Source organism: Zhengella mangrovi, from assembly GCF_002727065.1.
Taxonomy (GTDB): domain Bacteria; phylum Pseudomonadota; class Alphaproteobacteria; order Rhizobiales; family Rhizobiaceae; genus Zhengella; species Zhengella mangrovi.
The window spans coordinates 66,127-87,831 of the sequence record NZ_PDVP01000002.1 but is presented as its reverse complement, the minus strand read 5'-3'; the positions used below and the strand labels follow the sequence as shown (position 1 = coordinate 87,831).

The window sequence follows — 21,705 nt, the reverse complement described above, 5'->3', positions numbered from 1 at the left end:
GGGTCATTCCCCGCGGCGCCCTTGTCGATCAGGCGAAGGACCAGCGCTCCATCCAGCGCTCGCCGTCCATGTCCCAGTTGGAGGCCAGCTTGTCGCCGGTGACGAGATCCGGACCGGTCGCGAAGACCCAGTTGGCGAACATCGGGATGATCGCGCCGCCGTCCTCGTTCAGGATGACCTGCATCTCGTAGTACATCGCCCGGCGCTTGTCCTCGTCGAGCTCCGCACGGGCCTGGATGAGCAACTCGTTAAAGCGCTTGTTGTCCCAGAACGTGTCGTTCCAGGCGGCACCGGCCGCGTAGGCCGTGCTGAACATGGCATCCTCGACCGGGCGCCCGCTCCAGTAGACGGCGGAGAAGGCATCCTTCATCCAGACGTCGGACCAGTAGCCGTCGTTCGGCTTGCGGGCGACCTGGAGGTCGATCCCGGCCGGCTTGGCGGAATTCTGGAACAGGACGGCAGCATCGACGGCCCCGGCAAAGGCGGCATCGGCGGCCGACAGCGAAACCGACAGGCTGTCGAGGCCGGCCTGCTTCAGGTAATGCTTCGCCTTGTCCGGATCGTAGGCCGTCTGCGTCATCTCGCTGTTGAAATAGCGCTGCCCGCGGCCGATCGGGTGGTCGTTGCCCACCGAGCCGTAACCGAACAGGATCTTTTCCACCAGTTCTTCCCGGTTTACCGCATACTTCAGCGCCCGGCGCACGTTCACATCGGTGAACGGCTCCTTGTTGCACGACATCGCGAAGGTGAAATGCTGATTGCCGGCAATGGAATGGATCGAAAGCTTGGGGTTGCGCTCGAGCAGGCCGATCGTCTTCAGGTCCAGCTTGTCGGCAGCGTGGACATCGCCGGAGATCAGCGCCGTGGTGCGTGCGTTCACGTCCACGATGGACAGCAGCTCGATGCGGTCGAAGTGGCCGCGGTCCTGGTTCCAGTCGTCCTTGAAGCGCTCGAAGATGGCCGAAACGCCGGGATCGAACGACATCAGCTTGTAGGGGCCGCAGCCGACGCCGGACTTCCAGTCGATGCCACGGTCGTCACCGGCCGGCAGGATGGCCAGGTGGTAATCGGAGAAGACGAAGGGGAAGTCGGCGCTGCCGGCATCCAGCGTGAAGACGACGACGTCGCCGTCCACCGCGGCATCGGTGATGGAGGAGAGAAGCGGCTTGGCCGCCGAGGTGGACTTCTCGCCGCGATGGTAATTGATCGAGGCGACGACATGATCGGGGGTGACGGACTGCCCGTCATGGAAGGTCACGCCCTTGCGGATCTTGAAGCGCCAGACCTTGGCATCGGGGGAGGGCTCCCAGCTCTCGGCGATCTGCGGCTCGATCGAGCCATCCCGCGCCACGCCGGTCAGGAATCCGTTCTTGCCATACGAGAGCGCGGTCGTGAAACCGTTTTCGAAGGTCGCCGGGTCCAGCTTGTCGGTGGTCTGGCCATGGCCCTTGGCGACCCGCAGCGTTCCTCCCTTGGAGCCCGCGGCGCGCGCGAGGCCTGGCAGCAATCCCGTTCCCGCGGCGGCAAGCCCGGCGATGGCAGCGCCCGTTCCCAGGAAATGCCGGCGATTGGGGTGAAGAAGGCTGGATTGTTTTCTGTTGGTCATGGTCTCTCCTCGGTACGGTTGATCTTGTGTTCTTGGCAAAGTGTGTCGGCAACCGTTTACCGACAATAGGAGATGCGAGCGCCGTTGGCGAATCTTCAGCCGCTGGGCAGATGACAGATGCCGGTCCTTGTCTTTGTCCTTCGGTTCCAGGGGCCATGACTGCCCGGATATTTCATCTCGTCCACGAGAGCCGGCGCTTGGTCTTTTGAAACTCCGGCGCGTGCTGCCAGGAGGCAAGAAGAGGTTCATATCCACCACCTCGCCGGTCGAAATGAACCGGCGCGGTCCGGTCCGGTCGGCTCCGTCCAAGGAAAATCGAGAAAAGACAATGGGCTGGGGAATGGCACTGCTCTTGCTGGTCTGCGAGAGACCACCGGCTGTCGGAATTCCGGCTTGGGGCCCGGGAAAACCGCGCCAGCTGTCTGCCACATCACCTCGCGATCAGCGCTGGCAGGCATGGTTTTCCCGGCGTCAGGGGCTTCCGGCGGTGTGTCATCGAACCGCCGGCCACGTCGCCGGCAGCCGGTGGTCACTCTTCCGCCACACCGTCCCTTGCAACCTGGTGCCCGGCTGCCCTAACTGGCGTCATGACAGGCTTGGCAACCCATTTCGGTATCGTCGTCGTCACGCTGATGGCGATGGCGGCGGCCGTGATGGTCCTTCAACAGCGAAGGACGCCGCAGTCGGCCGTTGCCTGGCTGCTCTTCATCATCCTGGTGCCCTGGCTGGCGCTGCCGATCTTCCTGGCCCTCGGTGTGCGTAAGCGCGGCGCCCGCTACGCCCCGCTGGTGTTCACACCGTTGGCCGGCCCGGCGGAGCGCTCAAACGAGGCCGCGCGCCTGTTCGAGCGCCTCGGGGCACCGGCGGCCCTGCCGGGCAACCGCGTCACCATCGTCGCCGATCCGCAGGCGGCATGGAAGGCGCTGGCAGACATGGCGGAGGGCGCAACCCGGCGCCTTGACGCCATGTTCTATGCGCTTGATGACGATGAAGCGGGGGCGAGGTTCCTGCGGCTGCTCATCGCCAGGCGGGAAGCAGGCGTGCGGGTTCGCCTTGTCCTCGACCGGTTCGGCGCCTGGCGCCACCCGGCCGGGCTGCTGGAACGATTGAGGGCCAGCGGCGGCGAAATCGGCTATTCCTCGCCCTTCCTCCATTCGCCCGCGCGCGGCCATATCAATCTGCGCAATCACCGCAAGCTGTTCATCGCCGACGGGCGGATGGCGCTCACCGGTGGCCGCAATGTCGGCGACACCTATTTCGGCGACGGGACGTCGGCACCGCTCTGGCAGGACCTGTCGGTGCAGGTGGAGGGGCCGGCCGTGGTGCCGTTGGCCGATATCTTCGAATCGGACTGGGCGGTGGTGAAACGCCTTGCCAGGCGGGCTTCGGTCCGCCCGGATCCGGTTCCATCCCCCGATGGAGCTGCGGGCATCGTCCAGATCGTGCCGTCAGGTCCGGATATTCCCGAAGACACGCTCCATGACGGACTGACGGTGGCCATTCACGAGGCGCGGCGGCGGGTCTGGCTCGCCACGCCCTATTTCGTGCCAACCGAGGCGCTGGGAAACGCGCTCAAGCTGGCGGCACGGCGCGGTGTCGACGTGCGCATTCTCGTTCCCGAGCATTCCAACCAGCCGATGACCGATTTTGCCCGTGGCGCCTTCCTGCGCGAACTGGCCGGCGACGGGTGCCGGATCCTGCGCTATCCGCTGGCCATGGTTCACGCCAAGGCCGGTCTCGTCGATACCATGGCGTGGGCGGGATCGGCCAACTTCGATGTCCGCAGCATGCTGTTGAATTTCGAGCTCGCGGTGCTGTTCCATGATCCGGTCAACGTGAAAGCGCTGGAGGACTGGTTCGCCGCCCTCGAGGCCGGATGCGAAACCGGGATGCCGCCCTGCGGTGCGATAAGGCGTATGGCTGAGACCGTCTTTCGGCTCGGTGCGCCCGTCCTCTAGACCAGGGGGCCGGTCCGGTGAAACTGGACAAGGGCATCGGGGGCAGGGCATGCTGGTTCGCGCGCCTGTGGAAAGCCCCGCGCATCATCAGACCCCCCGGCGGTTGGCGCTGGCCCCGTGATCCCCGGGCGGGAAACACGATCGATGACCAGTCGGAACCTGTCCTGCGCAATCGGCGCGGGCCGGCCGAACGCGAACACGGGGAGACCGGACATGACGATGAGCCAGATCGCAATGGTGCTCTATGGCCTGGCGGCCGCCGGTATTGCGGCCCTGGGGCTTCGATACCTGACCACGGCGGTGCCGATCGGTTATCATGCCGCCATCCTTGCAAAGGCAGGCGAAGCGCCGTCCGCGGCTGTGAAGCAGATCTTGAATTCGGCCTACAGGGTGATCGGCGGGGCATTGCTGGGCCTGGCCCTTTGCCTGGGCTTCATCGGCATGGGGCCGGCCGGTTCAGGTTCGCTTCGCGCCATCCTGTTCGCCGCGGCAGCGGGCCTGATCGCTGGCGGCGTTTCCACCGTCGCTGCCTGGCGGCTCCACGCGGAAACGGGCGAGCGCACGCCCTGGCTGCCGGCCGCCGTCCTGACGCTGGTGATCGTCATCGCCAGCCTGGTCGCCTGGGCCGGCAATCCCTGACGCACCGCGACGTCTGTCACCGGTCGGTCTGCGAAGCTTCGAATATTCTGCTTCAAGCATTTCCCTTCGGTCATCCGAAAGGCGATTGCTTTTGTCTGCGGAATGGGTTTCCCTTCGCCCATCGTTGTACGATTTTCGTGCAACCTTGCCCGCATCTCAATGACGGGAAGGCCTGGTGACGGGCCATAAGCAAGAAAAGCAACAGAGGAGCACTCGCACTCATGAAAACGATGAAGACCTTGCTCGCCGCGACGATTCTCGCCGCCGGCTTTGCCACGGCCGCGTCCGCCAAGACCCTTGTCTACTGTTCGGAAGGCTCGCCGGAAGGCTTCGACCCGGCGCTCTATACCGCCGGAACGACCTTCGACGCCTCGTCCAAGCCGGTTTATAACCGCCTGGTCGAGTTCAAGCGCGGCACGACGGAAATCACGCCCGGCCTGGCGGAGAGCTGGGACGTGTCTGACGATGGCATGGAATACACCTTTCACCTGCGTCCCGGCGTGAAGTTCCACACGACGGACTTCTTCAGCCCGTCGCGCGAGATGAACGCCGACGACGTGATCTTCTCCTTCGACCGCCAGCTCAGCAAGGACAATCCGTTCAACGCCTATGTCGAGGGCGCGAGCTGGGAATACTTCAACGGCATGTCCATGCCCGACCTCATCAAGTCCATCGACAAGGTCGATGACATGACTGTGAAGTTCGTGCTGAACCGCGCCGAGGCGCCTTTCCTGGCCAACCTCGCCATGGATTTCGCGTCCGTCGTGTCGAAGGAATATGCCGACAAGCTCAAGGACGGCGGCAACCTGTCGGACCTGAACCAGAAGCCCGTCGGCACCGGACCGTTCCAGTTCGTCGCCTACCAGCCTGACGCCGTGATCCGCTACAAGGCCTTCGCCGACTACTGGAACGGCAAGCAGCCGATCGACGACCTCGTCTTCGCCATCACCACCGATGCCTCCGTGCGCCAGCAGAAGCTGACCGCCGGCGAGTGCCAGGTCATGCCCTATCCGAACCCGGCCGACCTCCAGGCGCTGAAGGACAACGCCGACATCAACGTGATGGAACAGCAGGGCCTGAATGTCGGCTATCTCGCCTACAACACCCAGCAGGCGCCGTTCGACAATCCGAAGGTGCGCAAGGCGCTGAACATGGCCATCAACAAGCAGGCCATTCTCGACGCCGTGTTCCAGGGTGCCGGTCAGGCGGCCAAGAACCCGATCCCGCCGACGATGTGGTCCTACAACGACGACATCAAGGATGATCCCTACGATCCGGAAGCATCGAAGAAGATGCTCGAAGAGGCCGGCGTCAAGGACCTGTCGATGAAGGTCTGGGCCATGCCGGTGCAGCGTCCCTACAATCCGAACGCCCGGCGCATGGCCGAGCTGATCCAGGAGGATTTCTCCAAGGTCGGCGTCAAGGCCGAGATCGTCTCCTACGAGTGGGGCGAGTACCTGCAGCGCTCCAAGGCGACGGATCGTGATGGTGCGGTCCTGCTCGGCTGGACGGGCGACAACGGCGACCCGGACAACTTCCTCGCCGTGCTGCTCGGCTGCGATGCCGTGGGCGGTGCGAACCGCGCGCAGTGGTGCAACGAGGAATTCGACGCGCTGATCAAGAAGGCCAAGTCGGGCACCCAGGAAGAGCGGACGAAGCTTTACAAGGAAGCCCAGGTGGTCTTCAAGCGCGAGGCGCCCTGGGCCACGATCGCCCACTCGGTGGTCTTCATGCCGATGCGTTCCAACGTGACGGGTTACGTCATGGATCCGCTTGGCGGCCACTGGTTCGACGGCGTCGACATCTCCGAGTAACATCTTCGGACTTCAAGCCGGGCGCACAGCCGGAGCGGATGAAACCGCTCCGGCTGTGCAGGCCATTTCAACCGAGGCCAGATTGATCGCGTCCTGACCCATGATCCGTTTCCTGCTCTACCGGCTGGCGCTTCTCGTCCCCACCTTCATCGGCGTGTCGATCGTCGCCTTTGCCTTCATCCGCATGCTGCCGGGCGACCCGATCCTGCTGCTCGCCGGCGAACGCGGCATGACGGAGGAGCGTTACCAACAGCTCCAGCACCTCTATGGCTTCGACCAGTCCATCTTCGTCCAGTATTTCAATTACGTCGCGGATCTGCTGAGCGGTGATTTCGGCACATCGATCGTCACCAAGCGGCCGGTGCTGGAGGAATTCTTCACCCTTTTTCCCGCCACGCTGGAACTGTCGCTCTGCGCCATCATCGTCGCGACCGCCATCGGCATTCCCGCCGGCGTGTTCGCCGCCGTCAAGCGCGGCTCCTGGCTCGACCAGTCGATCATGGGCGTCGCGCTCGTCGGCTATTCGATGCCGATCTTCTGGTGGGGACTGCTGCTCATCATCTTCTTCTCCGGCATGCTGCAATGGACCCCGGTGTCCGGCCGCATCTCGCTCATTTACTTCTTTCCGCAGGTCACCGGTTTCATGCTGATCGACAGCCTGCTGTCCGGGCAGAAGGGCGCCTTCACGTCCGCCGCGAGCCACCTGATCCTGCCGACCATCGTCCTGGCGACGATCCCGCTGGCGGTAATTGCCCGCCAGACACGCTCCGCCATGCTGGAAGTCCTCGGCGAGGATTATGTCCGCACGGCCCGGTCGAAGGGCCTGCCGCCGATGCGGGTCATCGGGCTACATGCGCTGAGGAACGCGCTCATTCCCGTCGTCACGACCATCGGCCTGCAGGTCGGCGTGCTGCTGGCGGGGGCCATTCTCACCGAAACGATCTTTTCCTGGCCGGGCATCGGCAAGTGGATGGTCGATTCGGTCGGCAAGCGCGACTACTCGGTCGTCCAGGGCGGCCTGCTGCTGATTGCCGCCATCATCATGATCGTCAACCTGCTGGTCGATGTGCTCTACGGGCTCATCAACCCGCGTATCCGCCGCTAGGAGGCTCTCCCATGGCTCATACGCAAGCCCTGCAGGACAAGCCCGCCACCGCCGGCGCCATGCGCAAGGCGATGTTGAAGGAGTTCTGGTACTACTTTTCTCAGAACAAGGGGGCCGTGATCGGCCTCTATGTCTTTGCCGCCATCGTCATCATCGCGGTTTTCGCCCCGATCGTTGCCCCGCACAGCCCCTCGCTCCAGAACCGCGAGGCGCTCCTGCTGCCGCCGTTCTGGGAGCAGGGCGGGCAGTTCGCCTTTCCGCTCGGCACCGATGCCGTTGGCCGCGACATCCTCTCGCGCCTGATCTACGGCGCGCGGTTCTCGCTGTTCATCGGCGTTGTGGTGGTCACCCTGTCGGTGTCATTCGGCGTGCTGGTCGGCCTGGTCGCGGGCTTCTTCCGCGGCTGGATAGACACCGCCATCATGCGCGTCATGGACGTGATCCTGGCCTTCCCGTCGCTGCTGCTGGCCCTCGTCCTCGTCGCCATCCTCGGTCCCGGGCTGATGAACGCGATGATCGCCATCGCGCTGATCCTCCAGCCGCATTTCGTGCGCCTCACCCGCGCCGCGGTGCTTTCGGAACGCGAGCGCGAATATGTCGTGTCTGCGCGCGTCGCCGGCGCCTCGCGCCTGCGGCTGATGTTCGTCACGATCCTGCCCAACTGTCTCGCACCGCTCATCGTGCAGGCGACGCTCTCCTTCTCGTCGGCCATCCTCGATGCCGCCGCGCTGGGCTTCCTCGGCATGGGCGCACAGCCGCCAACGCCGGAGTGGGGCACCATGCTGGCTGACGCGCGCGAATTCATCCTGCGCGCCTGGTGGGTGGTCACCTTTCCGGGTCTCGCCATCCTCGTCACCGTGCTGGCCATCAACCTGATGGGTGACGGCCTGCGCGACGCGCTCGACCCCAAACTCAAGCAGAGCTGACGCCATGGCGCTTCTCGAGATCGAAAACCTCACGGTCACCTTCAAGACCTCTTCGGGCCCGTTCAAGGCCGTCGATTCCGTTTCGCTGAGCTGCGACAAGGGCGAGATCCTTTCGGTGGTCGGCGAATCCGGCTCCGGCAAATCCGTCGCCATGCTGGCGCTGATGGGCCTCTTGCCATGGACGGCGACGGTGACGGCCGACGCCATGCGTTTCGACGGCCGCGACATGCTCACGCTGTCGGCCCGAGAACGGCGCAGGATCATCGGCAAGGACATCTCGATGATCTTCCAGGAGCCGATGTCGAGCCTCAATCCCTGCTTCACCGTCGGCTTCCAGATCGGCGAGTCATTGCGCCTGCATCTCGGCATGGGGCGGGCCGAACGCCGCGCGCGGTCGATCGAACTGCTCAAGCTCGTCGGCATCCCGGCGCCCGAAGACCGCCTGTCCCAGTTCCCGCACCAGCTCTCCGGCGGCATGAGCCAGCGGGTGATGATCGCCATGGCGCTGGCCTGCAATCCGAAACTGCTGATCGCCGACGAGCCCACCACGGCGCTGGACGTGACCATCCAGGCCCAGATCCTCGACCTGCTCGTCCGCCTGCAGCGGGATCACGGCATGGGCCTCATCCTGATCACCCACGACATGGGCGTGGTTGCGGAAACGGCGGAGCGGGTCCAGGTGCAATATGCCGGCCAGAAGGTGGAGGAGCAGGACGTGAAGGGCCTGTTCGCCGATCCGCACCATCCCTACACCGCGGCGCTCCTCTCGGCGCTGCCCGAGCGGGCGCTCCGTCGCGGCCGCCTGCCGTCGATTCCGGGTGTGGTGCCGGGCCAGGGCGACCGGCCGCCCGGCTGCCTGTTCGCGCCGCGATGCCAGTATGCGACCGCCGCCTGCCAGACGGCGCCGAAGCGCCAGGACCGCGCGCTCGGCCTGGCATTGTGCAACTACCCGCTGGTCGACGGCGTGCCGCAGGGCCATCCGGGCAAGGCCGCTGAGGTGAATGCATGAACGCCGTTGTTGCCGAGGCCAATGGCCTCAAGCGTCACTATGCGGTCAATCGCGGCCTGTTCCGCGACCCGGCCACGGTCAAGGCGCTGAATGGCGCCTCCTTCTCGCTGGAAGCCGGCAAGACGCTGGCCGTGGTCGGCGAATCGGGCTGCGGCAAGTCCACGCTCGCCCGTCTCGTCACCATGATCGAGGAACCGACCGAGGGAACGCTGCTGATTGACGGCAAGCCGGTCACGGCCGGTGATCCGGACCTGCGCCGCGCCGTGCAGATCGTCTTCCAGAATCCTTACGGGTCGCTCAATCCGCGTCAGAAGATCGGCGCAATCCTGGAAGAGCCGCTGAAGATCAACACGTCGGACAGCGCACCCGTGCGCCGCGAAAAGGCGCTGGCCATGATGCAGCGCGTCGGCCTGCGCCCGGAGCATTACGAGCGCTATCCGCACATGTTCTCCGGCGGCCAGCGCCAGCGCATCGCCATCGCGCGCGCGCTGATGCTCAATCCGAAGATCCTCGTCCTTGACGAACCGGTCTCGGCGCTCGACGTGTCGATCCAGGCGCAGGTTCTGAACATCCTCATGGACCTCCAGGCCGAGTTCGGACTGGCCTACCTCTTCATCAGCCACGATCTCTCGGTCGTGCGCCACATCGCCGACGACATCATGGTCATGTATCTCGGCAAGCCGGTGGAAACCGGACCCGCCGAGGAGGTGTTCGCCAACCCGTTGCACCCCTACACCGCGGCACTGCTGTCGGCGACACCGTCGGCCGATCCGGCCGGTGCCCGAAACCGCATCAAGCTGGAGGGCGAATTGCCGTCGCCCCTCGACCCGCCACCCGGCTGCCCGTTCAATCCGCGCTGCTGGCGCGTGCTGGATCGTTGCCGCACGGAGGAACCGCCGCTGGAAGGGCCGGGCGGCCATTGCGTGGCCTGCTACAACCCGATGGACGGCGCCGGCGAGCCATCGTGACGACGGTCAGTCGCGGCCCGGGCCGTCCCGCAGCGGCGCACGGCTGAGTTCGTTGCCCGCTGCCGCTGTCTTCTTCAGCAGGCTCAGCAGCATGGCCCGTTCGCCATCGTCCAGCCCGGACAGGATGCGCGCCTGGACATCGCGCACGATGGGCGCGGCAGAGGCAAGAACCCGCTCGCCTTCGCCGGTAAGATGCAGCCGCCGGGCACGCCGGTCATCGGGATTGACGGTCCGTGTCACGAGGTCTTTCTGCACCAGGCGGTCCACGACGCCGCCAATGGTGACCCGGTCATAGGCGATCAGTCCGGCCAGCGTCGCCTGATCGATTCCCGGCCGCGACTGCAGGACGTTGAGCGCTGCGAACTGCACCGGCGTGATGTCGAGTCCGCTGCGGGCCATGTCGTCGGCAAAGACCGAGACGGAAATCTGGTGAAGGCGCCGGATCAGGTGCCCCGGCATCTCCTGGAAATCCAACATGCGGTCAGTCCCTGTTTGATTCCGGCAAGTCCACCTGATTACACGCTGTCGGCGGCGTCGGCAAACGACGTCATGAAAATAGTTTATTGACATAATAGTTTCGATTGGCAATCATTTGCACGAGGCTGCTGCAGCAGCAGGAAACAGACGGGAGGAGCCATGCTCGACATCGACATCCAGGGCGACATCGCGGTGCTTGCGATGAACCGGCCCGAAAAGCGCAACGCCATGTGCGACGAGTTGCTCGACAGGATCGATGGCTTTTTCCGCAAGGTGCCTGAAGGCGTCAAGGTTGCCGTCCTTTGCGGCAACGGCGGCCATTACTGTTCTGGCCTCGACCTGTCCGAACATGTCCAGCGCGACGCGGAAGGCACGATGCGCCATTCGCGCAACTGGCATTCGATCATGGACCGGATCCAGTTCGGCGGCCTGCCGGTCGTTTCCGCCATGACCGGCGCGGTCATCGGTGGCGGCCTGGAACTGGCCACCTCCACCCACGTCCGCATTGCCGAGCCGTCCGTCATCTTCCAGCTCCCGGAAGGCCGTCGCGGCATTTATGTCGGCGGTGGTGCGTCCGTCCGCGTCAGCCGCATCATCGGCGCCGACCGCATGACGGAGATGATGCTGACCGGGCGCAAGTACAACGCCGCCGAGGGGCTGGCGCTGGGACTGACCCATTACAGCGTCGGCGAAGGCGAGGCCCTGCCCATGGCCATGGACCTGGCCCGCAAGATCGCCGACAATGCGCCGCTGTCGAACTACATCATGATCCAGGCGCTGGCCCGCATCGAGGACATGGACAAGGCCGGCGGCCTGTTCACCGAGAGCTTGTGCGCCGCCGTCACCCAGACCAGTCCGGACGCCGTCGAAGGTCTCCAGGCCTTCCTGCAGAAACGCGATCCGAGCTTCCGCTGACGCGGTCCGGCAGACAAACCCAAGGGCAGGGAGGCCCATCATGGTCGATATCACCAAGGTCCGCGCGATCGACATCCACACCCATGCCGAGGAACCCTGCGGCTGCCATCCGGACGACGGTTACGACGACCTGCAGTCCACCATGGCGAAATACTTCGGTGCCCCGTGGAGCCACCCGCCGACGATCGAACAGACGGCCGCGCATTTCCGCGAGCAGAACATTGCCGCCGTCATCTTCCCCGTCGACGCCGAACGCGAGACCGGCTACCGCCGCTACAAGAACGAGGAAGTGGCGGAGATCGCCGCGAAGAACGACGACATCCTCATTCCCTTCGCCTCCATCGATCCCTGGAAGGGCAAGATGGGCGTGCGCGAGGCACGCCGCCTGATCGAGGACTTCGGCATCAAGGGCTTCAAGTTCCATCCCACCTTCCAGGGCTTCTACCCGAACGACCGGATGGCCTACGACCTCTACGAGGTGATCGAGGAAGCCGGCTGCATCGCTCTGTTCCACACCGGCCAGACCGGCGTCGGCTCGGGCATGCCGGGTGGCAACGGCATGCGGCTGAAATATTCCAATCCCATGTACATCGACGACGTGGCGGTCGATTTCCCGGGCATGAAGATCATCATGGCGCACCCGTCCTTCCCCTGGCAGGAAGAGGCGCTGGCCGTCGCCCAGCACAAGCCCAACGTCTACATCGACCTGTCCGGCTGGAGCCCGAAATATTTCCCGCCGATCCTCGTGCGCTACTGCAACTCGATTTTGCGCAACAAGGTCCTGTTCGGCTCAGACTGGCCGATGATCACGCCGGAGCGCTGGCTGGCCGATTTCGAGAAGATCGACATCAAGGACGAGATCCGGCCGAAGATCATGAAGGAAAACGCCGGCAAGCTGCTCGGGTTGCTGTAAGGGAGAACGGCAGGGATGAAGGCGTTCCAGGCACCCGTCGAGGATATCCTCTTCTCGCTCGAACACGTTGCCGGTACCTCGCGGCTGCCGGATTGGGATGGTGACCTGGCCGCCGAGGTGATCCGCCACTTCGCGGCCTTCGCCGAGGGCGAGATCGCGCCGCTGGACGAGCCAGGCGACAGGCAGGGCGCACGCCTCGTCGATGGCCGCGTCGTCATGCCGGACGGGTTCAGGGCCGTCTACCGCGCCTACGCTGAACAGGGCTGGACCGGCCTGAACGCGCCGGAGGAATTTGGCGGGCAGGGGCTTCCCGCGCCGGTGCTGGCGGCCACCAGCGAGATCTTCTCGGCGGCCAACCAGTCGCTGCAGATGGTTACCGGACTGGTGCCCGGCGCCATCACCACGATCCGTCATTTCGGTAGCGGGGAGCAGAAGGCGCGGCTGTTGCCGCCGCTCGTGTCCGGCGAATGGCTCTCCACCATGTGCCTGACGGAACCGGCCTCGGGCTCCGACCTGTCGACCGTGCGCACCCGCGCCGTCGAGGCCGATGGCGCCTGGCGCATCACCGGCGAGAAGATCTTCATCTCCGGCGGCGACCAGGACATGAGCGACGGCATCCTGCATCTGGTCCTGGCCCGGACGGGCTCGATGGAGGAAGGCACGCGGGGCCTCAGCCTCTTCGTCTGCCTCGACCGGCGCGCCGATGGCAGCCGCAACGCGGTCTCCGTGGCCCGCATCGAGGAAAAGATGGGCCTGCACGCCTCGCCCACCTGCCAGATGGTGTTTGACGGCGCCGAGGCCGAGATCATCGGCAGGCCGGGCGAGGGCCTGAAGGCCATGTTCACCATGATGAACCACGCCCGGATCGACGTCTCGCTGCAGGGCGTCGCGCACAGCGCCCGCGCCGCCGATATCTCAAGGTCCTATGCGCAGGATCGCCGCCAGGGCCGCGCCGCCACGACCGGCGAACCGGTGACGATCGACCGCCATCCCGATATCGCCGCCAAGCTCGACGAGCAGGACATGCTGGCCCTCGGCCTGCGTGCGCTCTGCCATGTCGCGCTGGTGACGCTGGAAGAGGGCAACCGCCCCGATCTCGTCGACTTCCTGACGCCGGTCTGCAAGTACGCCTGTACCGAGGCCGGGATTCGCGCCGCCAATCTCGGCATCCAGGTGCTCGGCGGCTACGGTTACCTGCAGGAATACCGCGTCGAGCAGACGTTCCGCGACGCGCGGATTTCCGCGATTTACGAAGGCGCCAACGGGATCCACGCGCTGACGCTGGCAACGCGCATGCTGCGCAACCGCAACGGCGCGGCCGCCGCTGCCTTCGAGGGATTCATCGCGGCCGAGGCCATCGACGGCCCGCTCGCATCCGGCGTCGGGAGCGCGCTCGACAGCTGGCGCGCGGCCCGCGATATCGTCGTGCAGTCCGCCAATCCTGCCGAGCAGGCGGAAGCCTTCATGGAACTGACGGCACAGGTGGCGTTCCTGGCCATGTGGAACCGGATTGCCGCTGCGGCCGGCAGGCATCCCGACCCCGCGCGCCTCGAACGGCTGGCCGCTCGCGTGCGGCGCATGGGTCCGGCCCGGATCCGCTACTGGTTTGATCTGCATCAGGTCGCGGCCTGACGAGCCATGCCATAAGGTGCACGCGGAATTTCGGTTTTCGCACGAACGCGGATTCCGAATTCTTTTTCCCTTGGGCGTGCACCTGGAGGGCGGAAATGCTATGCGGGAAAGGCGGTTTTCGTCTAGGTTCCGCCGTGCATTTCCCGGCAGAACGGGCGACAGATCAAAAGAGGACGTACAGGATGGCGAGCGTGGAAGCAGCTCAGACGGCAGAGACTGCGGGCGAATTTCCGATCCCGGCCAATTGCTATGCCGAGACCGTCACGATGGTCCAGCACTACACCGACCGGCTGTTCCGCTTCCGGATCACGCGTCCAAAGTCCTTCCGTTTCCGGTCCGGCGAATTCGTCATGATCGGCCTGCCGAACGCTGTGCGCCCGGTCTTCCGGGCCTATTCCGTGGCCTGCCCGGCTTGGGACGAGGAACTGGAGTTCTTTTCCATCAAGGTGCCGAATGGCCCGCTGACCGAGCACCTTCAGAAGATCCAGCCGGGCGACACGGTCCTGATGAAGCAGAAGGCAACGGGGACGCTGGTCGTCGATGCGCTGCTGCCGGGCAATCGCCTCTTCATGCTGTCCACCGGCACGGGCATCGCGCCCTTTGCCTCGCTGATCCGTGAGCCCGAGGTCTACGAGAAGTTCGACCACGTCATCCTCACCCACACCTGCCGTCTCGCCGCTGAACTGCAGTACGGCTATGACCTCGTCGCGCAGGCGAAGGAAGACATTCTCGTTGGCGAGGAGGCCAGCGCCAAGCTCATTCACTTCCCGACCACGACCCGCGAGGAAACCCTGCAGATGGGGCGCATTACCACACTGATCGAAACCGGCGAATTGTTCGCGAAGCTGGGCCAGTCGCCGCTGAATCACGAGACCGACCGTGTGATGATCTGCGGCTCCATGGGCCTCAACAAGGACCTGAAGGCGATCCTGGAAGCCCGCGGCTTTGTCGAGGGCGCCAATTCCAAGCCCGGCGACTACGTCGTCGAGCGCGCCTTCGTCGATTAATCCGGAATGTATAATAGGCGAATGAAACGGCGGGCATGGCCCGCCTTTTTCATGTGAATCCTCAGTCCGGCTTCCGCAAACGCAGATGCCGTCTGTGCGTCCGGAATTACGTCATTGCAGGGCATGGCGCAGCGCGGTGATTCCGCTGATCGCGGAAACCCCTTAGCGCAACCCGTCCTCGCCCTTGACGTCCCAGGATTCAAGGCCGCCCATGCGCGAATGGATGCGCGGACCCTTGGCCATGGCGAGCACAAAGGCGATCTCGCCGGCGCGGGGTGCATCGTTGACCCGCACCTCCATCGCGTCGAAATGGCTGCGCACGTAGGCCGCGTTGATGTGGCCGAGCGGCACGTCGAGCGTTGTGCCCATGCCACCCAGTTTCATCGCCGATGGCACGATGGCCCTGGCTTCGCCAAGGCGCTCACGCATCGCGTAGCCGCCGGGCACGTGCCACAACGCGCCGTGTTCGATCTCGCCGGCTTCGCCCACGATTGCGCCCTTACCGTAGCCGTCGATGCCTTCCAGGCCGCCAAGTTCGACGATCAGCCGTTCAGTCAGGTCCCGGCCGAGCGGCTTCAGGTCTTCCATGGCCGATTGCAGGTCCGGTTCGTACCGTCCGGCAAAGGGATTGGCGACGATGGCAATGGCTGCGGCCCGGAACCGCGGCTTCTCCTCGGCCGGTCCGTTGTCATGGAAGATCTCTTCCGTCTGGACGATGATCTTGCGTACGGGAAAATCAGGCATGGAGCACCTCCGGGGCTGGCTGTCGCGGCAGGGAAACCGCGGCATCGCCTGCCACGGTGACCACGCCGTTCAGCGTGAGAAGAGCGCCGCCGATGACATCGGCGGAAACAAGGCGGTCGGCCAGGGCCTTGCCGCCGGCCAGGGCGATCTCGGTTTCGGCCCGGGTAAGGAGCCCGACGCCGGTGGTCACAAGCCGGTCACCGAGATCGGAATCCGGCGCCAGCAGGCCGGCCGGTTCGCGGGTGATGGCGCGATGGCCGGGCAGGTCCACGGCATTGGCGATCATGGTCGCAGCCGCATCCGCCGCCGCCGCCGAGCGGGCGAACACGGTCACGCTGTCGGCGATGCCCAGCGAATGGCTGCGCCCGCGCCAGCCGGACGTGGCGATGCCGCGCCATGGCCGGTCATGGCCCAGCACCAGGCGTCCACCATCGACGCCGGCAATCGCCGCCGCCAGCGTGTCGCCCGGCGCAAGCCGGAAGGCGATGTCACCGCCGTTGTTCACGCTGGCCTTGCCGAGCCCGTCACAGGCGGCCATCGATGCCAGCACCGCGTCGGCGACCGCGCCGGCAACGGCCGCCATGGGGGTGATGAAGCCGGGCAGGTGGACCGCCGTGGCGCGTTCCATCGCGCGGGCGACCGGCCCGTTGCACCGTGGCCGGGGGCGGGTTGGCGCGCGCAGCAGCGGCAACTCGTCCACCAGGTCCTGCAGCATCGACGCAAACCGCTGCGCTGCAAGCCGGTAGGCCTGTGTGGCCGCAGGGCCCTGCGCGTCGATCACCAGATCGATCGGACCGTGGTGAAAATGCATCCGGCGGCCATCGGCAAGCCGCGTGATCTGGGGCCCGGGAAAGCTCATCGCCCGGGTCCTCGCCGGACATGGGCCAGCCCGCGGAAGGTGCCGCCGTATTCACCGCCCTTCGCGAGGATGTCTCCGAAATCGCGCACTGCCTCGTCATGGCCGCCGAGCGCACGGAATTCCTCGCGGCTCATGGTGAATTCCAGCGGCGCCACCAGTGCCGGCGTTGGCACCGACCCGAAGGAGCGGGCCGGCAGGTCGAGCACGTCAGCCATCACCGTGATGCCGCCGCCGGGCCACAGGCAGGTATCCGCGCCACCGAAGGTGACGCGGGTCCGGCCCTCGTGGACGGATCGTGTCAGGCGAACGGGGTTGCGCGTTACGCCTGAGCGCAGGGAACCGCCCGCGCCGCCCATGAACAGCACGGAGCAAAGCGCCGGTTCGCAGTTCTCGGCGATGAGATCCACTGACGGTTCGAGCGCGGCAGGCATGGCTTGTTGCCGCGGCACAAGGTCCTCGTCCAGCACGTAATACGCCGACTGCTCGCCGGTCGTTGACACCATGAGCAGCGTGAGGCCGGGATGCGCGCCCTTGTCGCGTTTCCAGTCGCCGAGGATGACCAGCGGATCCTCGATATTCGTGCCGCCCCAGCCGAGACCGGGCTCGGCAACGCGGAAATAGCGTCCCGGTGTCGACCGGCGGCCCTTGATCCGGATTCCGGTATCCGGCCAGCCGATCACCTTCCCGGCCTGGTGTTCCGACACCACGCCGGTGATGTGGTCATCGACCACGACGACCTCGTCGACCAGGCCCTTCCATTGCGAGGCGAACATGCCGATGGTCGCGGACCCGCAGCCGACCCGCATGCGGGTCTCCGCCTTGCCGTCCACGATCGGGGCCGTGCCCGCCTGCACGACGACGGTGGAGCCGCCGTCGATGGCAAGCTCGGCGGCCTGCCCGTTGGCCAGCGCCAGCAGCGTGTCGCAGGTCACCCGGCCTTCCGCCTTGGAGCCGCCGGTCAGGTGATGCACGCCGCCGAGCGACAGCATCTGCGAACCGTATTCCGAGGTCATGACGTGACCGATGGCTTCGCCGCCGGCGCGCACGGTGGCCGCTTCCGGGCCGAGGTGCCGGTCGGTGTCGATCTTCACCTTCAGTCCGCAGTAGGAGAAGATCGCCTCGGTAACGACCGTCACCACGTCGATGCCGTCGATGGCGCGCGAAACGATGAAGGGCGCCGGCTTGAAATCGGGGTAGGTGGTTCCCGCCCCGATGGCCGTCAGGAAGCCCGCGTCGTCGCCGAACAGTTCGCCGTTCCAGTCCTGTCCGTGGAACGGCTGGATCTCGTCTCCCGCGGCAATGCGGCGGTCCAGCACGGTTACCGGGTCGACGCGGATGATGCGGCCGCTCTCGTTGGCATAGCGGTCGCAGGCCCCGGCGCGTCCTTCGGCGATGTAGCACATGACAGGGCAGGCATCGCAGCGGATCTTCTCGCCCTGGGCCGTGTGCACGGTTTCCTTTTCGCCTGTCATGACGGTCCGGCCTCCTTTTCGCGCAGAGCGGCACGCACCCGGTGCGGCAGGGCCGGAACCTTGGTCAGGCGAACGCCGGTCGCATCGGCAATGGCATTGAGTATGGCCGGAGCGGTGGGAATGAGCACGTGCTCACCCAGGCCCTTGGCGCCCATCGGGCCTTCCGGGTCGGGCTTCTCGATCAGGATGGAGCGGATTTCCGGCATGTCGCCGGATGTCGGGATCAGGTAGTCGTGGAGGTTTTCGGTGCGCCCGGGAAGGTATTCCTCCATCAGCGCCATGCCGAGGCCCTGCGCGATTCCGCCCTCGATCTGCCCTTCCGCCAGTTGCGGGTTGATGACCCGGCCGAGGTCATGGGCGGCGGTGATGCGCAGAACGCGCACCTTGCCGAGCGCCAGGTCCACTTCCACCTCGGCGAGCTGGGCGCCGTAGCCATAGACGGCATAAGGTTTCCCCTGTCCGTTGCCATCCAGCGCCTCGGTCGGCGGATCGTATGTTTCCTCCGCCGAGAGCACGTAGCCGCGATCATCCGGCGGCAGGGCGGAAAGGTCGATCTGGCGCAGGGCAGGTCCGTCGCGCAGTAGCAGTTGCGCACCGTCGAGCGTGATCGTCGCTCCCGGTCCCATGTTGCCAAGCCGCAGCACCGCTTCGCGCAACGCCTGGCCGGCCAGCAATGCTGCCTTGCCGGAGACGACCGTCTGGCGCGAGGCCGAGGTCTTGCCGCAATCGGGCGTCAGCGCCGTGTCCGAGCCGATCCGGTCCACCAAGGAGAGAGGCACGCCCAGCGCATCGGCGAAGATCTGGCTGATCACCGTGTTGGCGCCCTGGCCGATGTCGGTCGCGCCCTGGTGCAGGACGAGGCGGCCGTCGGTGGTGATCCCGGCGCGCATCGTGGAGGGGTTGGGCAGGGCCGTGTTGCCGCATCCATACCAGCAAGAGGCCACCCCGATGCCGCGCTTCGGCCCGGTGTGGACCCGGTTGAAGGCTTCGGTTTCGGCCACGGCCCGGTCCCAGTCGGCCTGCAGTGCCTCCAGGCACTCGGCGATGCCAGCGCCGTTCATCTCCTGACCGCAAACCGACCGTTCGCCGTCCGTCAGTGCGTTCAGGCGGCGGAAGGCGAGCCGGTCCATGCCCGCCTTGCCGGCGAGAAGGTCGTAGAGGCTCTCCTGCAGGATGGCGGCCTGCGGCACGCCGAATCCGCGAAACGCGCCGGCTATGGGCCCGTTGGTATGCACGGCCCGTGCCTCGGCCCGGTAATGCGGCGTCCGGTAGGGCCCTGACGCATGAACCGGCACGCGTGTCGCTACAGTCGGCCCCCAACTGGCATAAGCACCGGTGTCGAAATCGCCATCGAAAACCATGCCCGTGATCCGGCCGTCGGCGTCAGCGCCGATTGTCGCGGTCATCCGGCCGGGATGGCGCTTGGTCGTCGACATCATCGATTCCGGGCGGGTGTAGACCATGCGGGCAGGGCGCCCGGTCTTCAGCGCCACGAGGCCGATCAGCGGCTGCAAGGAGACGTCGAGCTTGGACCCGAACCCGCCACCGGCGGCAACGGGAAGCACGCGGACCTTTTCCTTCGGCAGGCCGAGAACCAGCGCCGTGTCCTCCTGGTCCATCACCGGCGCCTGCGTGCAGGCCTGGATTTCCAGAACGTCGCCGTTCATCCGGGCAAAACCGGCCTCCGGCTCGATATAGGCATGCTCCACGTGCCCGGTTTCCGCCGTCAGCGTCGCGACATGGGCGGAAGCCGCCAGTGCCGCGTCGGCATCGCCCGTCTGCACCTTGCCGGTGATCAGCAGGTTGCCGTCCCGTCCCGCGTGGATCGCGGCCGCAGTTGGCTGGCGCGCCGATGGCGTGTCCAGCAGCGGGTCGTCCGCCTGCCAGTCGACCGGGAAGGTCGTCAGGTCGAGCGCGCGCATCGCGGCCGGCTCCCCGGCAACGATGGCGACGGCCTCGCCGCGGAAGCGGACATGGCCTGCTGCCAGCGCCGGCTGGTCCGCGAACGGCGGAATGACGCCAAACCGGTTCTGGCCGGGAATGTCATCGGCCGTGAAAACCGCGACGATGCCGGGTTGGCCCGATCTCCATGCCTCGATGTCGCCGAAGCGGAAGCCGGCGCTGTGATGCGGCGAGCGGACCGCGCGGACCAGCAGCGCATCCGTTGGCCAGGAATCGGCGCCGAAGATTTCGGTTCCCAGGACCTTGGGCAGTCCGTCTAGCCGGGGCAGGCGCGCGCCGACCGACTGTCCTGCAGCCGGTGTCTCTGTTCCGTCGTCCGCGTCCCGCCAGGCATCGCAGATGGCATCGATGATCTTGGTGTAGCCGGTGCAGCGGCAGAGCACGCCGCCAATCGCGTCCTCCGCCGCCTGGCGCGTCGGGCGCGGCGTTTCGTCCAGCAGGGCGGTCGCCGCCATCAGCATGCCCGGCGTGCAGATGCCGCACTGGGCCGCCCCATGGCGCAGGAAGGCCCGCTGCAGGCGGTTGGCGGTTCCGTTCGATGACAGCCCCTCGACCGTCTGGATCGCCCGCCCGCCGGCCTGTGCCGCAGGCATCAGACAGGCGCAGACGGGTACGCCGTCCGCCAGCACGGTGCAGGCGCCGCAATCGCCGGCGTCGCAGCCCGATTTCGTCCCGCGCAGGCCGAGGTCCTCGCGCAACACGTGGCTGAGACGGGCCACCGGATCGGCCTCGATGGCATAGGCGCGCCCGTTGACGGTCAGGGTCAGCCGCGCGCTCATGGCCGGTCGCCTTCGGCAAGGCGCCGCAATGCCCGGCGCAGCAGTTCGCAGGCCGCATCCATCCGGTAGGTGCTGTCGGCCCGGATGTCGTTGATGGGCGCAAGCTGCCCGCGGACCAGATCCGCGCTGACGAGTCCTGGAGCGTCAGCCGGAGTTTCACCCGCCAGTGCGGCTTCCAGGTCGGGCAGGCGTTGCGCAACCGGGCTGCAGGAACCGACGGCGAGGGCCGCAGACGAGATGCGTCCGCCCTCCAGTTCCAAGCGCGCCGCCACCATGGCGATCGAGATGACCAGGTGCTTGCGGGCACCAAGCTTCAGGAAAGTCGATGCGCCGCGTCCGGCCGATTCGGGGATCAGCACGGCCGTCACGAATTCGCCGGCACGAAGCGCGGTCCGGCGAGGCCCGGTGATGAAGGCGGAAAGGGGCACCACGCGACGGCCTCCGGCCGCGGCGATCTCGACGGCGGCGTCGAGGGTCAGGAGCGGCGGGACGCCATCGGCGGCTGGCGACGCATTGCAGAGATTGCCGGCAATGGTGCCGGCGCCCTGGATCTGCGCCGACCCGACTTCGCGGGCGGCGAGTTTCAGGCCATCGAAGGCGGGCGGCAGGTCGGCGCGAATGATGTCACGCCAGGTCGCGGTCGCGCCAAACCGCCAGCCGTCTCCGGTCCGCGTGATGGCCCGCAATTCGCCGATGCCGGTGATGTCGACAACAGGCCAAGGCAGAAACTGGCCCTGGGTCTGCGGGAAAAGATCGGTGCAGCCAGCCGCGATACGTGCGTCATGGGCGGCCAGGCCGCTCAGCGCCTCTTCGACTGTCGAGGGTCGCAAATACGTCACGGACCGTCAGCCACTCCTCTCGCTGCAATCCCTTATCATTTGTATGCAAACGGATTTTGCTCTTGCGCCCGGGAGGTGTCA

General features: G+C 66.1%; 18 protein-coding genes. 11 read left to right on the top strand and 7 right to left on the bottom strand.

Going from position 1 to position 21,705, the window contains the following annotated elements:
- Positions 1–28 precede the first annotated feature (28 nt).
- Positions 29–1,606, bottom strand: a complete 1,578-nt coding sequence (locus tag CSC94_RS04295; protein ID WP_099304180.1) for an ABC transporter substrate-binding protein — start codon at positions 1,604–1,606, stop codon at positions 29–31.
- Positions 1,607–2,193: 587 nt separating this feature from the next.
- Here CSC94_RS04295 and CSC94_RS04290 point away from each other — a divergent pair.
- The 7 genes from CSC94_RS04290 to CSC94_RS04260 all read left to right on the top strand — a co-directional run bounded on the left by CSC94_RS04290 (position 2,194) and on the right by CSC94_RS04260 (position 10,025).
- Complete coding sequence (locus CSC94_RS04290) at positions 2,194–3,564, top strand: phospholipase D-like domain-containing protein (protein ID WP_099304178.1); 1,371 nt, start codon at positions 2,194–2,196, stop codon at positions 3,562–3,564.
- A 219-nt stretch (positions 3,565–3,783) separates the two neighbouring features.
- A complete protein-coding gene (locus CSC94_RS04285; RefSeq protein ID WP_133122816.1) occupies positions 3,784–4,203 on the top strand; it encodes a hypothetical protein in 420 nt (139 codons plus the stop codon).
- Positions 4,204–4,424: 221 nt separating this feature from the next.
- Positions 4,425–6,017 (top strand): ABC transporter substrate-binding protein, encoded by a 1,593-nt coding sequence (locus tag CSC94_RS04280; protein WP_099304174.1) that lies wholly within the window; start codon positions 4,425–4,427, stop codon positions 6,015–6,017.
- 100 nt (positions 6,018–6,117) lie between these two features.
- Positions 6,118–7,122 (top strand): ABC transporter permease subunit, encoded by a 1,005-nt coding sequence (locus CSC94_RS04275; RefSeq protein WP_099304172.1) that lies wholly within the window; start codon positions 6,118–6,120, stop codon positions 7,120–7,122.
- Between the two features lie 59 nt (positions 7,123–7,181).
- Positions 7,182–8,048, top strand: coding sequence for an ABC transporter permease subunit (locus CSC94_RS04270; RefSeq protein WP_245408281.1), 867 nt, complete (start codon positions 7,182–7,184; stop codon positions 8,046–8,048).
- Positions 8,049–8,052: 4 nt separating this feature from the next.
- Positions 8,053–9,057 (top strand): ABC transporter ATP-binding protein, encoded by a 1,005-nt coding sequence (locus CSC94_RS04265; protein WP_099304168.1) that lies wholly within the window; start codon positions 8,053–8,055, stop codon positions 9,055–9,057.
- Positions 9,054–10,025, top strand: coding sequence for a peptide ABC transporter ATP-binding protein (locus tag CSC94_RS04260; protein WP_099304166.1), 972 nt, complete (start codon positions 9,054–9,056; stop codon positions 10,023–10,025). Before CSC94_RS04265 ends, CSC94_RS04260 begins: the two co-directional genes overlap by 4 nt.
- A gap of 6 nt (positions 10,026–10,031) precedes the next feature.
- On the opposite strand, the gene CSC94_RS04255 is transcribed toward CSC94_RS04260, so the two are convergent.
- Positions 10,032–10,502, bottom strand: coding sequence for a MarR family winged helix-turn-helix transcriptional regulator (locus CSC94_RS04255; RefSeq protein ID WP_099304164.1), 471 nt, complete (start codon positions 10,500–10,502; stop codon positions 10,032–10,034).
- 159 nt (positions 10,503–10,661) lie between these two features.
- On the opposite strand from CSC94_RS04255, the gene CSC94_RS04250 reads away from it, so the two are divergent.
- The 4 genes from CSC94_RS04250 to CSC94_RS04235 all read left to right on the top strand — a co-directional run bounded on the left by CSC94_RS04250 (position 10,662) and on the right by CSC94_RS04235 (position 14,969).
- On the top strand, positions 10,662–11,417 hold the full coding sequence (locus tag CSC94_RS04250; protein ID WP_099304162.1) for a crotonase/enoyl-CoA hydratase family protein: 756 nt from the start codon (positions 10,662–10,664) through the stop codon (positions 11,415–11,417).
- Positions 11,418–11,457: 40 nt separating this feature from the next.
- The gene (locus tag CSC94_RS04245; protein ID WP_099304160.1) at positions 11,458–12,330 is read left to right on the top strand and encodes an amidohydrolase family protein; all 873 of its coding nucleotides are present in this window, start codon (positions 11,458–11,460) and stop codon (positions 12,328–12,330) included.
- Positions 12,331–12,345: 15 nt separating this feature from the next.
- On the top strand, positions 12,346–13,962 hold the full coding sequence (locus CSC94_RS04240; RefSeq protein WP_099304158.1) for an acyl-CoA dehydrogenase family protein: 1,617 nt from the start codon (positions 12,346–12,348) through the stop codon (positions 13,960–13,962).
- A gap of 182 nt (positions 13,963–14,144) precedes the next feature.
- Positions 14,145–14,969 carry a ferredoxin--NADP reductase gene (locus CSC94_RS04235; protein WP_099304156.1) on the top strand — a complete coding sequence of 275 codons (825 nt, stop codon included), beginning with the start codon at positions 14,145–14,147 and terminating at the stop codon, positions 14,967–14,969.
- 162 nt (positions 14,970–15,131) lie between these two features.
- On the opposite strand, the gene CSC94_RS04230 is transcribed toward CSC94_RS04235, so the two are convergent.
- From CSC94_RS04230 to CSC94_RS04210, 5 genes are read right to left on the bottom strand one after another with little or no spacing between them, the layout of a single operon-like run.
- Positions 15,132–15,713 (bottom strand): amino acid synthesis family protein, encoded by a 582-nt coding sequence (locus CSC94_RS04230; protein WP_099304154.1) that lies wholly within the window; start codon positions 15,711–15,713, stop codon positions 15,132–15,134.
- Positions 15,706–16,572, bottom strand: a complete 867-nt coding sequence (locus CSC94_RS04225) for a hypothetical protein (RefSeq protein ID WP_099304151.1) — start codon at positions 16,570–16,572, stop codon at positions 15,706–15,708. The genes CSC94_RS04230 and CSC94_RS04225 overlap by 8 nt, the downstream gene beginning before the upstream one ends.
- A complete protein-coding gene (locus tag CSC94_RS04220) occupies positions 16,569–18,044 on the bottom strand; it encodes a 6-hydroxynicotinate reductase (RefSeq protein WP_099304149.1) in 1,476 nt (491 codons plus the stop codon). Before CSC94_RS04220 ends, CSC94_RS04225 begins: the two co-directional genes overlap by 4 nt.
- Positions 18,041–20,785: a molybdopterin-dependent oxidoreductase gene (locus tag CSC94_RS04215; protein WP_099304147.1), complete on the bottom strand. Its 2,745-nt coding sequence runs from the start codon at positions 20,783–20,785 to the stop codon at positions 18,041–18,043. The genes CSC94_RS04220 and CSC94_RS04215 overlap by 4 nt, the downstream gene beginning before the upstream one ends.
- Entirely contained in the window at positions 20,782–21,624 is an 843-nt protein-coding gene (locus CSC94_RS04210; protein ID WP_099304145.1) for an FAD binding domain-containing protein, read from the bottom strand. The genes CSC94_RS04215 and CSC94_RS04210 overlap by 4 nt, the downstream gene beginning before the upstream one ends.
- Positions 21,625–21,705: the final 81 nt, after the last annotated feature.